General features: G+C 59.2%; 17 protein-coding genes. 8 read left to right on the forward strand and 9 right to left on the reverse strand.

The features are described 5' to 3' along the window. Positions 1 to 136: 136 nt before the first annotated feature. From AC2TE5_RS06820 to AC2TE5_RS06830, 3 genes are read left to right on the forward strand one after another with little or no spacing between them, the layout of a single operon-like run. Positions 137 to 1,513 carry a glycoside hydrolase family 1 protein gene (locus AC2TE5_RS06820; RefSeq protein WP_484612886.1) on the forward strand — a complete coding sequence of 459 codons (1,377 nt, stop codon included), beginning with the start codon at positions 137 to 139 and terminating at the stop codon, positions 1,511 to 1,513. A 51-nt stretch (positions 1,514 to 1,564) separates the two neighbouring features. Next, entirely contained in the window at positions 1,565 to 2,887 is a 1,323-nt protein-coding gene (locus AC2TE5_RS06825) for a PTS sugar transporter subunit IIC (RefSeq protein WP_484612887.1), read from the forward strand. Between the two features lie 15 nt (positions 2,888 to 2,902). Continuing rightward, positions 2,903 to 3,619, forward strand: coding sequence for a GntR family transcriptional regulator (locus tag AC2TE5_RS06830; protein WP_063143085.1), 717 nt, complete (start codon positions 2,903 to 2,905; stop codon positions 3,617 to 3,619). Between the two features lie 42 nt (positions 3,620 to 3,661). On the opposite strand, the gene ldtB is transcribed toward AC2TE5_RS06830, so the two are convergent. Next, the gene (gene ldtB, locus AC2TE5_RS06835) at positions 3,662 to 4,582 is read right to left on the reverse strand and encodes a L,D-transpeptidase (protein ID WP_193941931.1); all 921 of its coding nucleotides are present in this window, start codon (positions 4,580 to 4,582) and stop codon (positions 3,662 to 3,664) included. Between the two features lie 222 nt (positions 4,583 to 4,804). On the opposite strand from ldtB, the gene AC2TE5_RS06840 reads away from it, so the two are divergent. After that, positions 4,805 to 6,400, forward strand: coding sequence for an ABC-F family ATPase (locus AC2TE5_RS06840; RefSeq protein WP_311390891.1), 1,596 nt, complete (start codon positions 4,805 to 4,807; stop codon positions 6,398 to 6,400). Positions 6,401 to 6,490: 90 nt separating this feature from the next. Here the strand turns inward: AC2TE5_RS06840 and AC2TE5_RS06845 are convergent, their stop codons facing one another. Next, entirely contained in the window at positions 6,491 to 8,854 is a 2,364-nt protein-coding gene (locus AC2TE5_RS06845; RefSeq protein WP_484612888.1) for a glycoside hydrolase family 31 protein, read from the reverse strand. Positions 8,855 to 8,871: 17 nt separating this feature from the next. Next, the gene (locus AC2TE5_RS06850) at positions 8,872 to 10,173 is read right to left on the reverse strand and encodes an MFS transporter (protein WP_032661301.1); all 1,302 of its coding nucleotides are present in this window, start codon (positions 10,171 to 10,173) and stop codon (positions 8,872 to 8,874) included. 288 nt (positions 10,174 to 10,461) lie between these two features. On the opposite strand from AC2TE5_RS06850, the gene AC2TE5_RS06855 reads away from it, so the two are divergent. Further along, a complete protein-coding gene (locus AC2TE5_RS06855) occupies positions 10,462 to 11,535 on the forward strand; it encodes a LacI family DNA-binding transcriptional regulator (protein ID WP_484612889.1) in 1,074 nt (357 codons plus the stop codon). On the opposite strand, the gene AC2TE5_RS06860 is transcribed toward AC2TE5_RS06855, so the two are convergent. From AC2TE5_RS06860 to AC2TE5_RS06875, 4 genes are all read right to left on the reverse strand, one after another. After that, positions 11,532 to 12,788 (reverse strand): DUF1479 domain-containing protein, encoded by a 1,257-nt coding sequence (locus tag AC2TE5_RS06860; RefSeq protein WP_484612890.1) that lies wholly within the window; start codon positions 12,786 to 12,788, stop codon positions 11,532 to 11,534. The two genes, AC2TE5_RS06855 and AC2TE5_RS06860, sit on opposite strands and share 4 nt — an antisense overlap. Positions 12,789 to 12,937: 149 nt before the next feature. Continuing rightward, complete coding sequence (locus tag AC2TE5_RS06865; protein WP_339276884.1) at positions 12,938 to 13,753, reverse strand: Cof-type HAD-IIB family hydrolase; 816 nt, start codon at positions 13,751 to 13,753, stop codon at positions 12,938 to 12,940. A gap of 193 nt (positions 13,754 to 13,946) precedes the next feature. Then, positions 13,947 to 16,379, reverse strand: coding sequence for a formate C-acetyltransferase/glycerol dehydratase family glycyl radical enzyme (locus AC2TE5_RS06870; protein ID WP_484612891.1), 2,433 nt, complete (start codon positions 16,377 to 16,379; stop codon positions 13,947 to 13,949). Positions 16,380 to 16,383: 4 nt separating this feature from the next. Beyond that, entirely contained in the window at positions 16,384 to 17,283 is a 900-nt protein-coding gene (locus tag AC2TE5_RS06875) for a glycyl-radical enzyme activating protein (protein WP_484612892.1), read from the reverse strand. Between the two features lie 128 nt (positions 17,284 to 17,411). On the opposite strand from AC2TE5_RS06875, the gene fsa reads away from it, so the two are divergent. Then, entirely contained in the window at positions 17,412 to 18,074 is a 663-nt protein-coding gene (gene fsa, locus AC2TE5_RS06880; protein ID WP_213330743.1) for a fructose-6-phosphate aldolase, read from the forward strand. Between the two features lie 89 nt (positions 18,075 to 18,163). Here the strand turns inward: fsa and moeB are convergent, their stop codons facing one another. After that, a complete protein-coding gene (gene moeB, locus AC2TE5_RS06885) occupies positions 18,164 to 18,916 on the reverse strand; it encodes a molybdopterin-synthase adenylyltransferase MoeB (RefSeq protein ID WP_484612893.1) in 753 nt (250 codons plus the stop codon). Between the two features lies 1 nt (position 18,917). Further along, the gene (gene moeA / locus AC2TE5_RS06890; RefSeq protein ID WP_484612894.1) at positions 18,918 to 20,150 is read right to left on the reverse strand and encodes a molybdopterin molybdotransferase MoeA; all 1,233 of its coding nucleotides are present in this window, start codon (positions 20,148 to 20,150) and stop codon (positions 18,918 to 18,920) included. Between the two features lie 188 nt (positions 20,151 to 20,338). Between moeA and iaaA the strand changes: the two genes are divergently transcribed. Further along, positions 20,339 to 21,277, forward strand: coding sequence for a beta-aspartyl-peptidase (gene iaaA / locus AC2TE5_RS06895; RefSeq protein ID WP_484612895.1), 939 nt, complete (start codon positions 20,339 to 20,341; stop codon positions 21,275 to 21,277). 11 nt (positions 21,278 to 21,288) lie between these two features. Next, complete coding sequence (gene gsiA / locus AC2TE5_RS06900) at positions 21,289 to 23,160, forward strand: glutathione ABC transporter ATP-binding protein GsiA (protein WP_484612896.1); 1,872 nt, start codon at positions 21,289 to 21,291, stop codon at positions 23,158 to 23,160. Positions 23,161 to 23,166 lie beyond the last annotated feature (6 nt).

Genomic DNA, 23,166 nt, shown 5'->3' on the forward strand with positions numbered 1-23,166 from the left:
CTTACCGGGGCTACTTTCCCTGGTCATTATTTCAATCCATCTCACAAAAAACGATCCTCCTCTTTGATCCAAATTTAATCTTCGCCTATATGACTAGTCATGAAATTTTAAATGACTAGTCATATAGGAAGAGACCATGAACAATTCACTGCCGACCAACTTTTTATGGGGCAACTCGGTGTCCAGCATGCAGACGGAAGGAGCCTGGAACGAGGGCGGGAAAGGCATGTCGGTATACGACATTCGCGAAGCCGGGGAGAATATCTCCGACTGGAAAGTCGCGACCGACTCCTACCACCGCTACCGGGAAGATTTCGACCTGATGCAGGATCTGGGCATGAACTGCTACCGCTTCCAGATTTCATGGAGCCGCGTCTGCCCGCAGGGCGACGGCGCGTTCAACGACGAAGGCATCGCGTTTTACGACCGTTTTATCGACGATCTGATCGCCCGCGGCATCGAGCCGATGGTTTGTCTTTACCATTTCGATATGCCGCTGGCGCTGGCGCAGGAATACAACGGCTTCAACGACCGCCGCGTGATGGACGCCTTTATCCGCTACGGCAAAAAGATGATCGACTGCTATGGCGACCGCGTGAAGTACTGGCTGACCTTCAACGAGCAGAACATTTTCCACATGCCGGAGGCGTTCCGCATTTCCGGGTATATGAAAGGCGAGAAAACCCTGCGCGAGCTGTACGAGCTGCAGCACCATACGATGGTGGCGCACATGGCGCTGACCGAGTATCTGCACCAGACCAGGCCGGGCCAGCTGATGGGCGGGATGCTGGCGCACCAGCTGATCTACCCGGCCACCTGCAAACCGCGCGATATCTTCTGCGCCCAGCAGTACGACGAGTTCCTCAACCAGAACCTGCTGCGCGTCTTTGCAGGCCAGGGCTACAGCCCGGCGGTGATGGCGGTGGTGGAGCAGGAGGGCTTTGGTGATATCTATCGCGCCGAGGATTTAGCGCTGCTGGCGCGCACCAGAAACGACTATATGGCCTTCAGCTACTACGCCAGCAAAACGCTGGACAGCGATGCGATTCCGGAAGGCACGCCTGTGAACTATTACCTGCTGCACGGCGAGAAAAACAACCCGTACCTGAAGGCCACCGAGTGGAACTGGCAGATCGATCCGCTGGGCTTTCGCACCATCATCACCCGCTACGCCAACGACTGGCGCCTGCCGGTATTCCCGATCGAGAACGGCATCGGGGTGATTGAGTCCTGGGACGGCGTGAACCCGATTGATGACGCCTACCGCATCGACTACCACCGGGCGCATATCGAGGCCATGAAGGAGGCGATGTTCGAGGACGGTGCGGAGGTCATTGGCTACCTCGGCTGGGGGTTGATCGACATTCTCAGCTCGCAGGGCGACATGCGTAAGCGCTACGGCGTGGTCTATGTCAACCGTGAAAACCACGACCTGAAAGACCTGAAGCGCGTGCCGAAGAAAAGCTACGCGTGGTTAAAACAGGTTATCCATACCAACGGGCGCGAGATGTAAGCCGTACGCTGCCGGGCCGTTTTTGTGACTGATTGATGGGAACTATCCGCTATGTCTGAAGCAAAAATAACACCGCACATGCAGTCCTTTGTCGATAAGTTTGTTGAGTTCTCGGCGCGCCTGGCAAACCAGGTGCACCTGCGCTCCCTGCGCGACGCCTTCGCCACGGTGATGCCCATTTTCATCCTCGCCGGTCTGGCGGTGCTGGTGAACAACGTGGTATTTCCGTGGGTTTTTCACGGCGACACGCTCGCGCAGTTTAAGGTGTGGGGTGAGGCGATAATCAACGGCACGCTGAACATCGCCGCGCTGCTGCTGGCCCCGATGATTGCCTGGTCGCTGGCGCGCAACAAAGATTTCGACAATCCGGTCTCGGCAGTGGTTATCGCCGTCAGCAGCTTCATCATCATGATGCCGATGCGCCTGCAGCTTACGCCCGTCGGCAGCGACGCCGCGGTGAACGTCACTCAGGTGCTGACGTTCGCCAATATTGGCTCAACCGGGATTTTCGCCGGGGTGCTGATCGGGCTGCTCTCAACGGAACTGTTTATCGCTATTTCGCGCCTGAAGGCGCTGCACATTTCCCTCGGGGAAAACGTGCCTCCGGCGGTGAGTAAATCTTTTACCGCGCTGATCCCGACCATCCTCACGCTCTCCCTGTTCGCGGTGCTGGCGGCCGTGCTGGCAAACGTGCTGCACACGGACCTGATCCATCTTATTACCACCTTTATCCAGCAGCCGCTGCGGCTGATCAACACCAGCCTGCCGGGGACGATCTTCATCTACAGCTTCGGTAACTTCCTGTTCACGCTCGGTATTCATCAGTCGGTGGTGAACAGCGTGGTGCTGGAGCCGTTCCTGCTGATCAACACCAACGAGAACATGCTGGCCTTCGCCAACGGACAGCCCATCCCGCACATCATCAACAACATCTTCGTGCCGACGTTTGGCATGGTCGGCGGCACGGGCAGCACGATCTCGCTGCTGATCGCCATCTTTATCTTCTCCCGTCAAAAATCGGCGAAGCAGGTGGCGCGTCTTTCGCTGGCGCCCGGTTTATTCAACATCAACGAGCCGGTGATCTTCGGCCTGCCGATCGTGTTTAACCTACCGCTGATGATCCCGTTTGTGCTGCTGCCCGCCATCGGCATTTACTTCGCCTGGCTCTGTACCACGCTGGGGTTAATGTCGCGCTGCGTGGTGATGATCCCCTGGACCACGCCGCCAATTCTCAGCGCCTGGCTGGCGACGGCGGGGGACTGGCGGGCGGTGGTGGTGCAGTTGGCAATCATTGTATTTGGTGTATTCTTCTACCTGCCTTTCCTCAAGATTGCCGAGAGAGTGGCGTTGAAAAACAGCGGGATAGAAAACTAACTGAAAGGAAGGACGATGGCGGCGAAGTACATCACCATAGCGCGGGAAATTAAGAAACGCATTATCAGCCAGCAGTACGCCGCCAACGAACCCCTGCCGGACCAGTTTGCGCTGGCGGCGGAGTTCAGCTCCAGCCGGATGACCATTCAGCAGGCGATGCGCCAGCTGATCGTCGAAGGTCTGGTCTATACCCGCCAGGGGCAGGGCACGTTCATCCGTAAAAATTTTCTCCAGCTCTCGCAGTGGGATCTTTCCGGCAGCGACTACTTCGGCGCGACCAAAACCTGGGAACATCTGGGCACGGTGACCAGCCGGGTGGTGCATTTCGAGCTGCGCTTTCCGAACGAAAAAGAGCAGGCGTCGCTGATGATTAACGCCGATGCGCCGATCTATGACTTCATTCGACTCCGTTTGCTGAACGGCGAACCCATGTCGCTGGATTCCACGGTGATGCCGATGAATCTGGTGCCGGGCCTGACAAAAAATCATCTTGAAGGTTCGGTGTTCCAGTACGTGCAGGAGACGCTGGGGCTGAAAATTATGGGGTCATACCGGGTGGTGCGGGCGCTTAAGCCCAACGCGCTGGACAGGGAGCATCTGGTCTGCGAGCAGACCGATCCCGTACTGGAAGTAGAGCAGGTGATTTATCTGGAGGATGGCACGCCGCTGGAGTATGCCCACTGCCACTATCGGTACGATCACGGCGGGATCGTGATCGTGAATAACGGATAAAAAAAAGCGGGCAACGAGGCCCGCTTTTTTAATGCTTCTTTATCAGTTCAAACGCACCGGCATACCGGAGCGGTTCTGCACGGCCTGGTCAACAATCGCCGTTTCTACGTCTGGCTGAGAGGTCACCGCCTGCACCGCGCTGTTCAGCGTAACAGGGACGATTTCGTTATTGTTGATCTGGTCTTCGCTGGTGGACAGCGGGTTGTGCACTTCGATGTAGCGGCTGCCGTCTGGCTCAGAGGTCGCTTTCACCGGTTCGTTGATGAACTGCACGCGCGTGCCGACCGGCACGTTTTCGAACAGGAATTTGATGTCGTCGTTACGCAGGCGCACGCAGCCGTGGCTTACGCGCAGGCCGATACCGAAGTTGGCGTTGGTACCGTGGATAGCGTACAGGCGGCCAATGTACAGCGCGTACAGACCCATTGGGTTATCCGGGCCTGCCGGCACAACGGCTGGCAGCGGTTCGCCCGCAGCGATGTATTCCGCGTGCATTTTGGCAGTCGGCGTCCAGGTTGGACCCGCTTTCTTACGCTCAACTTTGGTGGTCCAGTTCATCGGGGTGTCTTTACCCAGTTGGCCGATACCGATTGGCAGCACGATAACGGTGTTGGTGCCTTTCGGGTAGTAATACAGACGCATTTCGGCGCTGTTAATCACGATACCTTCATGAACGGTATCCGGCAGGATCAGCTGCTGAGGAATATTCAGCACGGTACCCGCTTTTGGCAGGTACGGGTCAACGCCCGGGTTCGCTTCCAGCATGTTAGAGAGGCCCAGCTGGTACTGCGCAGCGAAATACTCCAGTGGCTGAGCGTTACCTTCTGGTACCGTCACAACCTGGTTCTGGCCCACCAGACGGCTACCGTCTGTTGGCAGGGGATACGTCACCGCAGACGCGGTCTTACAAAAACCTACTACGGCTAACGCCGCCGCAAAAAGCGTTGTTAATTTCATGTTCATGTTGTGCGAGGTATCTAAGCCATTCTGGCGATGAGTTGATAAGTCTGAATCTGTGATGGGAGCGCATTATATGTGCATTCCCGCTCACAGGGAATTCAGATGTGTACGAAATCACATTTTTTTCGATTTTGTTAAAGTTTAGTGGATTGCCGCAACACGGGATCTCAATTCGGAATTGTGGCATAATGCCGTGTTTATCACACTTTTCGCAGGAATCTCCCCGTGTTAGTTACCAGCAACGTCACTATGCAGTTTGGCAGTAAGCCGCTGTTCGAAAACATTTCCGTCAAATTTGGCGGCGGCAACCGTTACGGCCTGATTGGTGCCAACGGTAGCGGAAAATCCACCTTTATGAAGATCCTCGGCGGTGACCTGGAGCCGACGCTCGGCAACGTATCGCTCGACCCTAACGAGCGTATCGGTAAGCTGCGTCAGGATCAGTTCGCCTTCGAAGAGTTCACCGTGCTCGACACCGTGATCATGGGGCATGGGGAACTGTGGGAAGTGAAGCAGGAGCGCGATCGCATCTACGCGCTGGCCGAAATGAGTGAAGAAGACGGCTATAAAGTGGCCGAGCTGGAAACGCAGTACGGCGAGATGGACGGCTACTCTGCAGAAGCGCGCGCGGGCGAGCTGCTGCTGGGCGTAGGCATTCCGGTTGAACAGCATTACGGTCCGATGAGCGAAGTTGCGCCAGGCTGGAAGCTGCGTGTGCTGCTGGCACAGGCGCTGTTCTCTAACCCGGACATCCTGCTGCTCGACGAACCGACGAACAACCTGGACATCGACACCATCCGCTGGCTGGAGCAGACGCTGAACGATCGCGACAGCACCATGATCATCATCTCGCACGACCGTCACTTCCTGAACATGGTCTGTACGCACATGGCGGATCTGGACTACGGCGAGCTGCGCGTTTATCCGGGCAACTACGACGAATACATGACGGCGGCCACCCAGGCGCGTGAACGTCTGCTGGCGGATAACGCCAAGAAGAAAGCACAGATTGCTGACCTGCAGTCCTTCGTCAGCCGCTTTAGCGCCAACGCCTCTAAGTCGCGTCAGGCGACCTCGCGTGCGCGTCAGATCGACAAAATCAAGCTGGACGAAGTCAAAGCCTCCAGCCGTCAGAACCCGTTCATCCGCTTCGAGCAGGACAAGAAACTGTTCCGTAACGCGCTGGAAGTGGAAGCCCTGGCAAAAGGCTTTGAGAACGGCCCGCTGTTTAAAAAATTCAACCTGCTGCTGGAAGTGGGCGAGAAGATTGCCATCCTCGGTGCCAACGGCGTGGGTAAATCCACCATGCTGAAAACTCTGGTCGGCGAACTGCAGCCGGACAACGGGACCGTGAAGTGGTCTGAAAACGCGCAGATTGGCTACTACGCGCAGGACCATGAATACGAGTTCGAAAACGATCTGACCGTCTTCGACTGGATGAGCCAGTGGAAGCAGGAAGGCGACGACGAGCAGGCGGTGCGCAGCATCCTGGGTCGTCTGCTGTTCAGCCAGGACGACATCAAAAAGCCGGCTAAAGTGCTCTCCGGTGGCGAGAAGGGCCGCATGCTGTTCGGCAAGCTGATGATGGAAAAACCAAACATCCTGGTGATGGACGAACCGACTAACCACCTGGACATGGAATCTATCGAATCCCTGAACATGGCGCTGGAGATGTATCAGGGCACCCTGATCTTCGTCTCACACGACCGCGAGTTCGTCAGCTCGCTGGCGACCCGCGTGATCGAAATTACGCCAGAGCGCGTAGTAGACTTTACCGGTAATTACGAAGATTACCTGCGCAGTAAAGGTATCGAGAACTAAAAAAAACCGGGTGGCGGCTTCGCCTTACCCGGCCTACGTTCTATTCCCTCTCCCCGTGGGAGAGGGTTAGGGTGAGGGCATCAGGCCGCACTACACCACCCACTCACCCCCTTCAGCCCCGTTCACCAGCAGCGTACGTTTTTCCCCTACAGGCAGCGACACCTTCAGCGCTTTCCACGCCGGACGATAATCCCCGCGCGCGTTGACCTTCAGGTTGATGGTTGCGCCATCGCATACCATTTCCCATTCCACCCACAGCGCATTGCCGTTCTGGTAGCCCCAGCTTTCGCCGTCGTCTTCAAACAGCATGCCGGTGGTCGTGCCGACGCCCTTCACCGGGAACAACTTCAGCTCGCGGGTGTTGTCTTTTTCAGCGGACACGTGGGTAATGCGTTCGCTCAGCGGAAGAGCGGCACCGGCGCGCACCAGCAGCGGCAGTTTTTCCAGCGGTGCGTCGAGAACGATTGACTGGCCGCCAGCGAACCACGCGTGGGTGTAAAAATCGTACCAGCCGGTGGCGTTATCCGGCAGCCAGACGCGGCGCTCGCGCTGCCCGGCTTCGACCACGCTGGCCACCAGCAGATCGCGGCCCAGCAGGAAGTCATCGCACTCCTCAAACGTCTGCGCATCGTGCTCGTGATCGAGGAAGGTCGGACGCAGCATTGGCTCGTCGTCGGCGTGCGCCTGCCAGAGCAGGGTGTAGAGGTACGGCAGCAGGCGGTAGCGCAGCTCAACCGCGCCGCGAATGGCCGGGGTGACGCCCGGGTACATCCACGGCTCGTTCACGGTGCGATCGTCATTCCATGAGTGAATGGTAAAGCGCGGGTGCATCACGCCGTTCTGCACCCAGCGCACGAACAGCTCGGCGTCCGGTTTGTCGCCGGAGAAACCGCCGACGTCGTGACCGACGTTGAACAGCCCGGACAGGCTCATGCCCAGCCCCATGCGGATGTTATAGCGCAGGGTCTCCCAGCTGGTGCGGTTATCACCGCTCCAGGTCTGAACGTAGCGCTGCATCCCGGCGCAGCCGGAGCGGGAGATGAGATACGGACGTTTTTCCGGCGCGAAACGCTGCTGCGCTTCCAGCGAGGCGCGCATCATCAGCAGCGGCATCACCGGTCGAATGTGCTTGATAGCGATCTCTTTGCCGAAGCCAAAGCAGCGCGCTTCCCCGTCCCACACTTCGTATTCGTTGTTGTCGTTCCAGGTAGAGTCGATGCCCATCTCCAGCAGCTGCGTGGTGACGCCGTTCTGCCACCACTGCACCGTCTGCGGGTTGGTAAAGTCGAGGTGCGAGCCTTCGTCATCCCAGAAGCTGGAACGTTCCGGCGCATCGGTTTCTGAATCGCGAATGAACAGGCCGCTTTCCGCCACTTCGTCATAGCGCGGATGATCCTGCAGCAGGCACGGCTTGATATTGGCCGCCAGCTTCAGCCCCGCGTCGTGGAACGCCTGGCTCATCACCTTCGGCTGCGGCACCTTGTCATAGTTCCAGTTAAAGACGTAGCGCTTGCCGTTGATGGAGGTATAGCCGGAGGAGAGCTGGAACGAGTCGCACGGAATGGCGTGTTCTTCGCACAGGCGAATGAAGTTCATCAGCTGGTTCTGTGCGTCCGGCGCGTCGGTGTAGTGCATGGTCGAGCCGCTGTAGCCCAGGCTCCATTTCGGTCCGAACAGCGTTTTCCCGGTCAGGCGCACGAAGGCTTTGGTGACGTCCAGCACGCGCTTGCCGGTAAAGATGTAGTAATCGATATCGCCCGCTTCCGCCTGCCAGCGACGATAGGCGGTGTGGTAGTTGTCGATTTCGTTGCCCAGATCCAGCCAGCAGCTGCTCAGGTTGTCGTAGAACAGGCCATAGCTGACGTCGTCGCGGCGGGCGATGGTGAACGGAATGTGCTTGTAGAGCGGGTCGGTGCTGGCCGCGTTGTACCCCATCGCGTCGAGGTTGCGCATCTCATAACGCTTACCGTTGCGCTGCAGATCGCCCGCTTTCTCGCCCAGGCCGTAGAAACGCTCGTCCTTACGACGGCTGAGGTAGTGCGCCACGCCGTCGCCGTGGGCGTTCAGCAGGTAGGCGCTGGTTGGACGGTCGTTGACCAGCGGCTGCCACTCGTCCGCCTCATTGCGGTAGTGCCACTCCAGCCACAGCGGCTGGTGGACCGTCACGCGCAGCCGTTCGGTTGCCACGGTGAGCGTCTCATCCTGCTGCGTCAGGGTCCAGGCCGGGCAGGAGAAACCGCTTATATCGTCACGACGGCGGCCTTCCCACGGCACGTCTTTTTCCGGCGCGATGCTCCAGGTGCGGTCCAGCGCCAGCTCGCCTTTGCGTTTGATCAGCACGCGGAACAGGTTCTCTTCCAGCACGTACAGGCACAGGCGGTGCTGGTTATCGACCAGCAGTTCCAGATGGTTTGCCGACTGCTTATCTACGGTCCAGTTTTTCAGGGTTTTCATATGCAATACATCCACTATCAGGCGCGCTTGGCGCGACGTTCAGCAATAAATGCTACCAGGAAGACGGCGCCAATCAGGTCAAAAAAGCCCATGGCGATAAAAAGCGGGTTAAAGCCGATTTTGTCGGCGGTCACACCGATTAACAGCGAGAACAGGAAGCTGGCGATCCACGCCGCCGAGCCGCGCATGCCGTTGACGGTCGCCATCTGGCCTTTGTCGAACGACTCCACGACCAGGGCGCTCAGCATGCAGGAGATGATCTGGTGCCCGAAGCCGCCGATGGAGATCAGCACGATGGTGATATATGGGTCGCGGGTAATGGCCACGATGCCGAGCGAGATCATCAGGAACGCGCCCGTCACGGAGCTGGCAACGACCGAGTTCACGCGCGAGCAGCCGAACAGACGGGTGTACAGGCGCGTCAGGTAGCCGCTCGCCACGCTGCCGAGGTCGGCGGCGAGGAACGGCAGCCAGGCAAACATCGCAATCTGCTTCAGATCCATGCCGTGCTCTTTGGCAAGGTACAGCGGCACCCAGAAGCTCAGCACCGCCCAGGCCGGTTCCGCCATAAAGGCCGGGATGGCGATACCGTAGAAGCGTTTGTTTTTCGAGACGGTTTTCAGCGCGGTCAGGAAGGGCAGTCTCACCGCTGGCGGTTCATTATCCTGCTTGATAAACGCCAGCTCGTCCTTGCTCAGGTTCGGGTGCTGCTCCGGGTTGTGGTAGAACGCCCACCAGAGGAGAACCCACAGCAGCGCCAGCACGCCGGTAAACATAAACGCGCCCTGCCAGCCGAACGACGCGTGAGCAAAGTAGATGATAGGCGGGGCCAGCATCGCGCCGATGGAGAAGCCCACGCCCGCCCAGCCGGCGGCAACGGGGCGTTCTGATTTCGGGAACCATTCGCCGATGGTTTTGGCGTTCGCCGGGGTCGCGGCGGCCTCAGAGGCACCCATAAAGAAGCGCAAAATAGCCAGGTGCAGCCAGCTTCCGGCGCCCGCGTGGAAGATACACATCAGCGCCCAGATCCCGGCGCAGACCATAAAGCCAATTTTGAGGCCGATGACGTCAATCAGCCAGCCGCACAGGGGCTGGAAAATGGTGTAGGCGATCTGGAACGCGCCGACGATCCAGGAGTATTGCTCGGTGGTGATCCCGAGGCTCTCTTTCAGTTCCGGGGCGAGGATCCCGAGTGAGTTTCGGGTGATGTAGTTAACGGTGACGCCAAGTAAGAACAGCACCAGCACGTACCAGCGCAGGTTCTTAATGACGCGACGGGTTTTGCTTGCCGCAACGGTGTTATTGATGTCCTGACTCATTTTACTCTCCACAAGACGGACGGTAAGGGGACGGAGGTTCAGGTGTCACACGGATTTTTATGCCTTTGATTTCTATCCGTTTAAAATGCTTAAGTTGGTATACAACTAGTATGGAAGTTGTGTGACAAGTTCACCTTAAGGAAGAAAATGAGTGGGCAAAAGTGGATTTTGTGCAAAATTTCTCATAACTGACATAAACCCTCTGGCATGATGGCCTTTATGTCAGCTATTGCCTGACCAATACGCTATGAAAATTTTTTCATTTGGCAAATGGAGCCAGATCACAAAATGGACAAAAGGCTAAAAATCACCGAAATCGCGGCCCGGACGCAGCTATCTATCAGCACCGTGTCGCGGGTGCTGGCGGGGAAAGCGAATACCAGTGAAAAAGCGCGCGCGAAGGTGCTGGCGTGCGCGCGGGAGCTGGGGGTGATGGACGGCATGGCGGCAGGGCGTCTGCTGCTCAATAGCCTGGTGGTTTTTGCCCCACAGCGGGCGTTTGACGAGCGGTCCGACATCTTTTACTACCGCGTGATCCAGAGCGTGAGTAAAGGCCTGGCCTCATACGATGTACGCCTTCGCTACTGCGCGCTGGAGGAGAACGACAGCGACGCCCAGCTGTTTCTGGCACGCATGAACGAAGCGGACACTCAGGCGGCAATCCTTCTTGGCATCGACGATCCCCATATCCACGATCTGGCAGTGGACGTCGGTAAACCCTGCATGCTGATTAACTGCCGCGACCGGCACATGCGTCTGCCTGCCGTCGCGCCGGATCATCGCGCCATCGGCGAGCGGGCGGCGGAATATCTGTTCGAAATGGGACACCGTGAGGTGATGAACGTGCTGTGCCTGCGTCGCTACACCATGGAGCTGCGCCTGGCGGGGATCCGCGACGCGTGGCAGTCTCACAACCTGAAATTCAACGATAAACGCGATCTGCTGGTGGTGCCCAGCTTCAGCGCGCGCGAAACGGAACAGATGGTCAGCGAGTGGCTTAACCAGCAGAAGGGAAAAGACCTGCCGACGGCGTTTCTGGTCGGCGGCGACTTTATGGCGGCGGGCACCATTAGCGCCTTACAAAACCACGGCCTGCGCGTGCCGCAGGACGTGTCGGTGATGAGCATTGACGGCTTTAACCTGGCGGCAATCCAGGATGTGCCTCTGACGGCCGTGCATGTTCCCCGCGATGAGCTGGGAACAGAAGCGGTTTATATGCTCCAGCAGCGGCTCATGCGCCCGGACGCGCCGGTGGGAACATTGCTGCTAAACGGCACGCTGGCCGTGCGGGAATCGGTACGGCGGATACGTCAGGGGAAACGACGCACCGCCGTGGAGCGGGAAGGGCTGTACGACAGTTAAGCCATGCCCAGCGCGCGCTTGCCGTGGATGTTGAGATCGTTCACGGTAAAGCGGTCCTGCCAGCTCTTTTCATAATCCTCGCGCGGGAAGTCTCCCGGCGACGCGCCGGTTTCCAGCGCTTCCTTGACCTTTTTCGCGTAGGCGAGGTTTTTCTCGCACATCGGCGCGGCAGGAATGTACATCACGTTGCCCCAGCCCTGCTGATTTTCCACCGGCGCGACGGAGTGGATCACATCGCAGTGCCACCACACGGAATCGCCCGCCTCGAGTGCCGGAATGCTGGTCAGCGCCTCGATCAGCAGCGGGTGCCACTTCTCGGAAACCGGCAGCACGCGCCCCGGCGCCACGCCGCACAGCTCGTCTTCCGGCACGTCGTCCAGCAGCGGACGCAGCAGAATATAGGCCATCGCTTCCGGGATTGGCACCACGTGCAGCAGCCCCTGTCCGGGGATCATATCCGACAGCGCCGTCCAGCCCTGGAAGGTCCGGAACACCGAGCATTTGGTAGTGTTATCGACGGTGTACTCTTCCACTTCGGTACGGTGCGCGGCGTTCCACGGATCGTACTTGTCGACGTTGCCGTCAAACACACGGGCAAAGACCTGCTGATAGGCCGGAAGCAGCCAGCGCTCCAGCGCGCCGGAGTCGGTATGCGCGCCCAGCCCTTTCGAGGTGGTTCCCGGCGGACGGCGGCGGATACGGTCCGGGTAAATCACGCTCACGTCCGGGTCGAACCACTGCTTGCCGTTGCTCTCGAATGTCCATAAACGGTTCAGGAACGACTGCACCTGCGCCATTTCTTCGCTCTGGCGCGCCTGCATCTGCGCCTGCGACCAGTAAATCGGGTAAATCTCCGGGCGGGAGGCCGTTAGGGTGCCGAAGAAGTTATCGCCTGGCCCTTTGTACACGTCGTCAAATTTGTTCAGATCGAGGTAGTCGAGCATCGACCGATCCCACGCCAGCGCCTGCTCGCGCGGGAAATGACCTTTAATCACCGCGCAGCCGCGGCGCTTAACGGCTTCGCGCTGTGCGTCGGTAATGGTGCCGTTTTTCACGTCCGCAAACGGGATCTCCGGCCAGACGGATTCGCCTTTGTTCTTAAGGGCGTTGATTTCCGCCACGCGGGTGGCAATTTTATCGCTGAGCTTATTAAACACCGCCTGCACGTCGCCGATCTGCGCGCGCAGCTCACGTTTCAACTGACGGATCGCCGCTTTGTGATCCGCTGGCAAAGTTTCACTGGTAAAGGTCATAACCGCCTCGCATCTTTCATTCGAAAGTAAAAATGTCTACAAGTGATACTTTAAGTTAAAAATAAGTTAATGCAAGTTTAAAAACTTGACGCAAGCCACAGGACGGAAAAAGAGTGAGAGGCCGGAGCGAGGCTCCGGCGAGGAGAGGATCAGGCGTCGAACGGGGAATGGTTGTCGAGCACGGCCTGAATGACGTTCAGCGCGCCCTGATGGTTGTTGTCGTCGGTGCTGTAGCGGCTGATTTCTTTGATGCTCTGCGCCGCGTTGCCCATCGCAAAGGAATATTTCACCAGCTTCAGCATCTCGGCATCGTTGCCGCTGTCGCCAATGGCCACGCACGCCTGCGGGGAGATTTTCCAGCGTTTCAGCAGGCGGCTGATGCCGTTGGCTTTGTGCAGGCCGGGGATAATTAAATCCACAAAGCCAAAGCCGCTGGTGACCGGCTTCATGATGCCGTCCAGCGAGACGTGCAGCTTATCCACCAGCGTCGGGATATCGCTGTCCGGCAGGTTCAGGGAGAACTTAAACAGCACGTCGTCAATGTCGCGGTAATCGCTGATGCGCTTTAAGCGGTGGTAGTGCTTTGACATCAGCGCCACAAATTCTTCAGGGGCCTGGTCGCTGACGTAGGCGCTCTCCAGCCCGCAGGCCACGAAGTTCAGCCCTTTGTCTTTCAGCAGTTCGCCAATCACGATCTGCGATTCATGCCGCGTCAGCTCGCCGTGGAAAATCTGTTCGCCGCGATCGAACACCAGCGCGCCGTTTTCCGCCACGAAGGAGATCCTGTCTTTCAGCTCCGGAAAGAAGGAGATGAGCTGGTAATACTGGTTGCCGCTGGCGACCACAAATTCAATGTCGCGGGCTTTAAGCTGTTCAAACTGTGCCTGGAAGCGGTCACGATCGTACTGCTTGGCATCATCAAGGAAAGTTCCGTCCATATCGGTGACGATAACTTTAACGGTCATACTGTGCTCCTGGGTCACTTCGTTTTGAAACATTCTAATAACAAGGTGACGGGGAGCACAAATTTAATTTCATTCGAAAGTAAAAGCAAAACGGCAACCTGGGTTGCCGTTTTTAGTGTTTTCTCCCTCTCCCCGTGGGAGAGGGTCGGGGTGAGGGCATCAGCGTGCGCATTTCCCCTTAAGGGACACACCGTTACAGCGTATGCTCAGTACGGGCGATAATATCGTCCTGCGCATCCGGCGACAGGGCGGTGAAGAACGCCGAGTAGCCCGCCACGCGCACCACCAGGTCACGATACTGGTCAGGATGTTTCTTCGCTTCCAGTAGCGTGTCGCGCGAAACGATGTTGTACTGAATATGCCAGCCTTTATGCACCTCGAAGAAGGTGCGCAGCAGCACCATCAGCTTCTGGCGATCGCTGTCGTTTTCCAGCGTTGACGGGTTCAGCTTCTGGTTCAGCAGCACGCCGCCGAGAATCGCCTCGGTAGGCAGTTTACCCACCGAGCCAATCACCGCCGTCGGGCCGAGGTGGTCCGTACCGGAAGCCGGGCTTGCCCCTTCCGCCAGCGGGGTGTGCGCCTTACGTCCGTCCGGGGTGGCCATTGTCGCCGCGCCAAACGGCACGTTTGCGGAAATCGAGGAGGTGCCAGCGTAGTAGTTACCGCCAATCGGGCCGCGGCCGTGGCGCGGGTTGTGGTACTGCTTCAGCTCTTCAATGTAGGTCTGGTAGGCGCGCGTCAGCAGCATATCCACGCTGTCGTCATCGTTGCCGTACTTCGGCGCGCCGTTGATCAGACGCTGGCGCAGCTGCTCGTGGGTCAGCCCGTCGAAGTCATCCGCCAGGGCGGCCGCCAGCTGCTGCTGACCGATAGTGCCCTGTTCGAACACCAGCTTTTTCACCGCCGCCAGGCTGTTGCCGAGGTTGGCGATGCCGACCTGCAGGCCGGAGACCCAGTCATACTTCGCGCCGCCCTGCTTGATGCTTTTCGCACGCTCGATGCAGTCGTCCACCAGCGCCGAGCAGAGAATATCGTGGACGTTCTCTTCCAGCATGGTGTCTACCACGTACTCAATCTCGATGGATTTGCGGGTGTAGTAGCGGATCTGGCTATCCCAGGCCGCCATCACCTCGTCGAAATTGTCGAAGTTACCGGCTGAGAGCGCTTTCTCCTGCGGCAGGAACACCTTGCCGCTGGTGGCGTCACGCCCGCCTTCCAGCGCGGCGAGCATCACGCGGGCGAAGTTGATAAAGCTCATGCCGGTGCAGCGATAGCCCCACTTGCCGCCCACCGCGGTTTCGATGCAGCCGATGGCCGCATAGTCGTAGGCATCGTCGCGCTCAACGCCGAGCTTGATGAATTCCGGAATGACGATTTCATCGTTGTTGAACGCGGGCATGCCGAAGCCGCAGCGGATCACCTGCACGCAGGCGTCGAGGAAGTCGTTGCTCATGCCCGCGTGGTAACGCACGCTCAGGTTCGGCTGGGTGGAGCGCAGGCGACCGCAGGATTCCAGAATCGCGTAGGAAAGCGGGTTCACCGCGTCCATCGGCTCACCGTTGACCAGCTTCTGGCCGCCGATGGTGACGTTCTGGTACAGCGGGCTACCGGCGGAAGCCTTGGAGTGCGAGCCGGAGCGGATCTTGTTTACTTCCAGCAGCTTCAGCCAGCAGCTGTGCAGCAGCTCGATGGCGTGTTCGCGATCCAGGCTCTGGTTCAGCTCCACGTCGCGGCGGTAGTACGGATAGAGATACTGGTCCATACGCGCGAAGGAGACGGAGTGGCCGTTGGACTCAATCTGCAGGATCAGCTGAATGAAGTAGCACAGCTGCAGCGCCTGCCAGAAGGTTTTTGGCGGCTCGTGGGCAATGATGTCGCAGTTTTCCGCCATCGCCAGCAGCTCGTCGCGGCGGCTTGCGCGGGTTTCGGCCGCGGCCATTTTACGCGCCAGATCGGCAAAGCGTTTGATGTGCAGGCTCACCGCTTCCAGCACGATATCAATCGCCTTCAGGAACTGGTCGCCGTGAAGGTCTTCCAGCACCGTCAGGTTGATGCGCGAGCGGCGCTCGGCCACTTTGGCGCGCAGGCCGTCGAGGCCTTTCTCCAGCACCAGCGGGAAGTTAACGGCCAGGTGCGCGTCGCCGGAGGTCATGTTGCCCTCGGCTTTGATAATGCCGGTTTCCAGCAGGCCTTTCTGCTCGTCGGTGAACATGCCGTAGCAGCGATCCTGCACCGTCTGGCCGCGCCACCACGGGCAGATCTCATGCAGCACGCGCTTGTTCTCTTCGCTCACCGCAAAGCCCGCGCCCGGGCGGTCCGCCAGATCGTCGATCTCTTTCTCAATCCAGGAGACGGTGTATTCCGGAAAAATCGGCGCGGCGCGCACTTCGCTTGCCTGGTTACCGATAATCAGCTCGTCGTGTTTGATCCAGATGGTGCGTTCAGCCAGGTGATGCGCCAGCGCCAGGGCGCGACGCACCGGGATCGGCTTGTCCATGTGCTGCTGGTACATTTCGGTGTAATGCTGCGCGCGCTCGGTACAGACCGGCGGCTTAACGATATGCACCAGTGCCGTTTTGTGCGCTTTAATGCGCTCGCTGAGGGTGTTGAGATTCATGGTTGTCATAGGTTTATCCTCGTAAGGTCGCGGTTAACCCTTTCTGGCAGGCGTACTGCTGCGCGAAGTCCAGCAGGGCAGGGTTATCCAGCGGTTTGTCAGGGGCAGAGTAGGGTTGGCCGAGCAGGGTGTATTTGTTCATGCCCAGCGTGTGATACGGCAGAAAATGAATATCCTCGACGCCAAGCTCGTCGGCGGCGAAGTTGGTGATGGCGGTTACGGACGCTTCATCGGCGTTAAAGCCCTGGATCAGCGGCACGCGGATGGTGATTTTTTTCCCGGCTGCGTCAAGGCGTTTCAGGTTGTCCAGGATCCGCTTAGCCGAACCGTCCGTCCACTGTTTGAACACCTCACCGTCGACGTGCTTCAGGTCGGCGAGGAACAGATCGACGTAGGGTAATGACGGCTCGATATAGTGCCACGGCACGTGAAGGCAGGTTTCGACGGCGGTGTGGATCCCCTGTGCGTGGCTGGCTTTAAACAGGGCGTGCGCCAGCTCAGGGTTCATAAACGGCTCGCCGCCGGAGAGGGTGATCCCGCCGCCGCTGCGGTCGTAGAAGGGTTTATCGCGCAGTACGGTCGCCATGATCTCCTCGACCTGCTGCTCTTCACCGCAGACGGTCAGCGCCTGCGTCGGGCAGCAGTCGGTAAGGGCAGCGAGCGTGGCTTCATCAAGCTTCTCACGATGAATGACCAGCCCGTTCAGCGCGCGTTCGATACAGCCCGGCGCCGCCTGCTGGCACAGGTCGCAGCCGTCCAGACACAGACGCGCATCAAAGAGCACGTCCCGGCTGCGGGAGCGGCTTTCCGGGTTCTGGCACCAGCGACAGCCCAGCGAGCAGCCTTTCAGGAACACCACGGTTCGAATACCGGGGCCATCATGGGTAGAGTAACGCTGAATATTGAAGATCATGATTTTGCCTCTCATCTTGCATATGAAGATTAAAGTACTTTCGAATGAAAGTTATCTTGATGCAGGTCAACTACTGAGCAGGTTTTGTCGTGATAGGGTAAGTGCAGGCTATTTTTGAGGGTGACATCATGGAACTTTATCTCGACACATCTGACGTTGCGGCAGTTAAAAAGCTGGCGCGTATCTTCCCGCTGGCGGGCGTGACCACCAACCCAAGCATTGTGGCGGCAGGTAAAACGCCGCTGGACGTGTTGCTGCCAGAGCTGCACGACGCGCTGGGCGGCAAAGGCCGTCTGTTCGCCCAGGTGATGGCGACCACCGCCGAAGGGATGGTGGATGACGCGCGCAAGCTGCGCGCCATCATTAACGACCTGGTGGTGAAAGTGCCGGTGACCGCAGAAGGGCTGGCGGCAATCAAGATGCTGAAAGCCGAAGGGATCCCGACGCTGGGCACGGCGGTGTACGGCGCCGCGCAGGGGATGCTGTCCGCGCTGGCGGGGGCAGAGTATGTGGCTCCTTACGTTAACCGCGTGGACGCGCAGGGCGGGGACGGGATCCAGACCGTGGTTGAACTGCAGCAGCTGCTGACGCTGCACGCCCCGCAGTCAAAGGTGCTGGCCGCGAGCTTTAAAACGCCGCGTCAGGCGCTGGACTGCCTGCTGGCAGGATGCGAGTCCATCACGCTGCCGCTGGACGTGGCGCAGCAGTTTATTACCTCTCCGGCCGTGGATGCGGCGATTGTGAAGTTTGAGCAGGACTGGCAGGGCGCGTTTGGACGGACGTCTATCTGACGGGTGCGGCCTGATGCCCTCACCCCAACCCTCTCCCACAGGGAGAGGGAGCAAACACTAAAACGGCAACCTGAAGGTTGCCGTTTGCTTTAACCTCCACAAACCTCACACCCCGGGTTACGCATCAGCTTCATCTCGCGGAACTGGCAGGTCATCGCGTCATACATTACGATTTTCCCCGCGGCAGGCGTGCCGTAGTGCGCCAGGACTTTGATCGCTTCCATCGCCTGCAGTGAGCCAATCACGCCGACCAGCGGCGCCATCACGCCCGCCTCAACGCAGGTCAGCGCGTTCTCGCCGAACAGGCGGCTCAGGCAGCGGTAGCAGGGTTCACCCTCAGCGTAGGTAAAAACAGTGATTTGCCCCTCCATGCGGATCGCCGCGCCGGAGACCAGCGGGATTTTGCGGGCAAAACAGCCTGCGTTCAGCTGGTTACGGACGGTGACGTTATCGGTGCAGTCCAGCACCAGGTCGTGCTGCGCAATCTGCGCGGACAACGCGTCGTCATCCAGCATTGCGTCAATCAGGGTGAACTGAACGTTGGGGTTGATGCGCGCCAGCGCCGTGCGGGCAGAGTCCACCTTCGGCTGGCCAACCGTCGCGTCGCTGTGCAACGTCTGGCGCTGCAGGTTGGACACCGATACGGTATCGAAATCCAGCAGCGTCATTCTGCCCACGCCCGCCGCCGCAAGGTACTGCGCGGCGGCGCAGCCCAGACCGCCCAGACCAACAACCAGCACGCTTGCTGCTTTAAGCGCTTCCTGGCCCTCGAAGTCAAACCCGCGCAGCACAATCTGGCGGTTGTAGCGCATCATCTCCGGGTCGCTCAGCTCCACCGTCATGTCAGCCTCCGAACAGGTGGTTAAAACGTTCTACCTCAACCCACTCGCCTGCTTCCACATTGCCGCGCTCGCGCTCCAGCACGATAAAGCAGTTGCCCTGGCTGAAGGAGCTGAAAATGTGCGAGCCCTGGTGCCCTGTGGTGCTCACTTCGAGCTCACCGTCCGCGTTGCGCGCCAGAATGCCGCGCTGGAAATCGAGACGGCCCGGTGATTTTTTCAGGCGCGTGGCGGCGCGCACGCGCTGGCGTTCGGGCAGCGGGCTGGCGCTGTTGCCGGAAAGCTTCGCCAGCAGCGGGATCGCCAGCTGGTAGAAGGTGAGTGCCGCCGAGACCGGGTTACCCGGCAGGCCACAGAACCAGCTGTGTTGCAGCTTGCCAAACGCGAACGGTTTGCCCGGCTTGATAGCCAGCTTCCAGAAGGCGATTTCGCCCAGCTCTTCAAGGATGGTTTTGGTGTAATCCGCTTCGCCCACGGAGACGCCGCCGGAGCTGATAACCACGTCGGCAGCGTTATCCGCTTCGATAAACGCGGCGCGCAGTTTTTCCGGATCGTCAGGAATAATGCCGAGGTTAATCACCTCACAGCCCAGCTGCTCCAGCATCAGGTGTACCGCCAGGCGGTTGGTATCGTAAATCTGGCCCTCCTGCAGCGGCTGGCCAGGAAGCTGCAGCTCGTCGCCAGTGGAGAAAACGGCGACGCGCACTTTACGGATAACGTCGATTTCAGCAACGCCAAGCGACGCCAGCACCGGCAGTTCACCTACCGTCAGCTTCTGTCCGGCGGCGAAGACCGTTGCGCCAAGCGTGATATCTTCGCCCGTGCGGCGGATGTTCTGGCCCGCTTTAACGTTCGCGGTAAAACGCACGCCGTCGTCGGTCTGTTCTGTCTCTTCCTGCATCACCACTGCGTCGCAGCCGGCAGGAACCGGCGCGCCGGTCATGATGCGTACGCAGGTGCCCGCAGGCCACTCACCGCTAAACGGCTGACCCGCAAAGGCTTTACCTGCCACCGGCAGGGCGTTACCCGTCTGGAGATCCGCCAGGCGTACCGCGTAACCGTCCATCGCGGAATTATCAAACCCCGGCACGTTAAGCGGAGAGACGATATCGCGCGCGGCAATACGGCCAAAACAGCGCACGAGGGGCAGCGTCTCAACGTCATGCAGCGGGGAAATTCGGTCAAGCATCTGCGTGAGTGCCGTCTCAAGCGGCATCAGTCCGGCGGTAAAATCCATGGTGGGCTCCTGCGGAGTAACAACGAAAGCGCTCATTATGGCAGAAAAGTGCGGCTAACTGTATGACCCGATGGGTGTACGCTTTACATCACAGTTACGTCTTTCTATATTCAAAAATCATCTGAAGTTTCATCGACGATAATGATATTTATAGAAAAAGCCGCAAATCAGGCTAACGGGTGATGCGAATGGTTAATGCGGTAATCGCAATTCATGGTGGCGCCGGGGCAATCACCCGAGCACAGCTCAGTCCCGAGCAGGAAAAGCGCTATATCGACGCGCTGTACGCCATTGTGGAAACGGGCCAGAGAATGCTGGAAGCGGGCGAAAGCGCGCTGGATGTGGTCACCGAGGCGGTGCGCCTGCTGGAAGAGTGCCCGTTATTTAATGCGGGTATCGGTTCGGTCTTTACCCGGGATGAAACGCACGAGCTGGATGCCTGCGTGATGGACGGTATTACCCTGAAAGCGGGCGCCGTGGCGGGCGTGAGTCATCTGCGCAATCCGGTGCTGGCCGCGCGTCTGGTGATGGAGGCGAGTCCGCACGTGCTGCTGACGGGGGCCGGGGCAGAGGCGTTTGCCTTCGAGCACGGAATGGAACCGGTATCGCCGGATCTGTTTTCCACCGAGGAGCGCTACCAGCAGCTGCTGGAAGCCCGTTCGGCGGGCATGATGCAGCTTGACCATAGTGCGCCGCTGGATGAAACCACCAAAATGGGCACGGTCGGCGCGGTGGCGCTCGATAAGGCCGGAAACCTCGCGGCGGCGACCTCAACGGGCGGGATGACCAACAAGCTGCCCGGGCGCGTCGGCGATAGCCCGCTGCCGGGCGCTGGCTGCTATGCCAATAACGCGACGGCGGCGGTGTCGTGTACCGGAACCGGGGAAGTGTTTATCCGCACCCTCGCGGCTTACGACATCACCGCGCTGATGGATTACGGCGGTTTAAGCCTCAGCGAAGCCTGCGAGCGGGTGGTGATGGAGAAACTGCCTGCGCTTGGCGGCGTCGGCGGGCTCATTGCGGTGGATCGTGAGGGCAACGTGGCTTTGCCGTTCAACAGCGAAGGCATGTATCGCGCCTGGGGTTATGCCGGTGATGAACCGAGCACGGGCATCTATCGTGAATAAGGGGGCAGCGCGTGCCGCACAGTGAAGAACTGGACAACCGCGAAGTGCTGGCTGTCCATCAGCTCAATATTGCGTTTCAGGAAGAGCGGCAGTTCATCCCCGCAGTACAGAATTTATCGTTCACGCTCAGGCGCGGCGAGACGCTGGCGATTGTTGGCGAGTCCGGCTCCGGTAAATCGGTCACCGCGCTGGCACTGATGCGCCTGCTGGAACAGACGGGCGGGCAAATCAGCAGCGAGAGAATGCTCCTGCGCCGCCGCAACCGTCAGGTCATTGATTTAACTGAGCTAAGCGGTTCGCAGATGCAGGGCGTGCGCGGGGCGGATATTGCGATGATCTTCCAGGAGCCGATGACCTCCCTGAACCCGGTTTTCCCGGTCGGGGAACAAATCGCCGAGTCCATCCGCCTGCATCAGGGGCTGAGCGGCGATGAAGCGCTCAACGAGGCCCGACGGATGCTGGAGCTGGTCCGTATTCCGGAGGCGCAGGCCATTCTGGGGCGCTACCCGCATCAGCTTTCCGGCGGCATGCGCCAGCGGGTGATGATTGCCATGGCGCTCTCCTGCCGTCCGGCGGTGCTGATTGCCGACGAACCGACGACGGCGCTGGACGTGACGATTCAGGCGCAGATCCTGCAGCTCATCAAAGTGCTGCAGCAGGAGATGGAGATGGGGGTGATTTTCATCACCCACGATATGGGCGTGGTCGCCGATATCGCCGATCGGGTGCTGGTAATGCACAAGGGCAGCGCGGTGGAAACCGGCCCGGTCGAGCAGATTTTTCACGCGCCCGTGCATCCTTACACCAAAGCGCTGCTGGCGGCGGTTCCGCGCCTGGGAGCGATGAACGGCAGCGATTTGCCGCGCCGCTTCCCTCTGATTTCTCTCGAGGCGTCCGAGCAGCAGGAGGATGAGCGCGAGCAGGACACCGTGGTGCCGGGTAAGCCCATTCTGGAAGTGCGCGATCTGGTCACCCGTTTTCCGCTGCGCAGCGGCGTGTTGAACCGCGTAAAGCGCGAAGTGCACGCGGTGGAAAACGTCAGCTTCGATCTCTGGCCGGGCGAAACGCTGGCGCTGGTGGGGGAGTCCGGCTGCGGTAAATCCACCACCGGGCGCGCGTTGCTCCGTCTGGTGGAATCACAGGAAGGCAGCATTACCTTTAACGGTGAGCGCATTGATACCCTTCCGGACAGCAGGCTGCAGGCGGTGCGGCGAGATATTCAGTTTATTTTCCAGGATCCGTATGCCTCCCTCGATCCGCGCCATACGGTGGGGTATTCGATCATGGAGCCGCTGCGGGTACATAACCTGCTCGACGGCGAAGCGGCACAGCGTCGCGTGGCCTGGCTGCTGGAGCGCGTCGGCCTGAAGCCGGAACACGCCTGGCGTTATCCGCACGAGTTTTCCGGCGGACAGCGGCAGCGTATCTGCATCGCCCGCGCGCTGGCACTAAACCCGAAAGTGGTGATTGCCGATGAGTCCGTCTCGGCACTGGATGTCTCTATCCGGGCGCAGATCATCAACTTATTGCTGGATTTACAGCGGGATATGGGCATTGCCTTCCTGTTTATCTCGCACGATATGGCCGTGGTTGAACGCATCAGCCATCGCGTGGCGGTGATGTTTATGGGGCAAATTGTGGAGATTGGGCCGCGAAGGGCGGTGTTTGAGAACCCGCAGCACCCGTATACCCGCAAGCTTATCGCGGCGGTCCCGGTTGCCGATCCCGCGCATCGTCACGGCCAGCGCGTGCTGCTGCAGGATGAAATGCCGAGCAATATTCGTAAACGCGGCGAGGCCGTAGAGCGCGTGACGCTGCGCGAGGTCGGTCCGGGGCATTTCGTCGCTCCCCCGCGTCAGGACAATGCGTTTTCGCGGTTATAACTTACA

It is taken from the genome of Enterobacter sp. N5-15 (assembly GCF_057221635.1).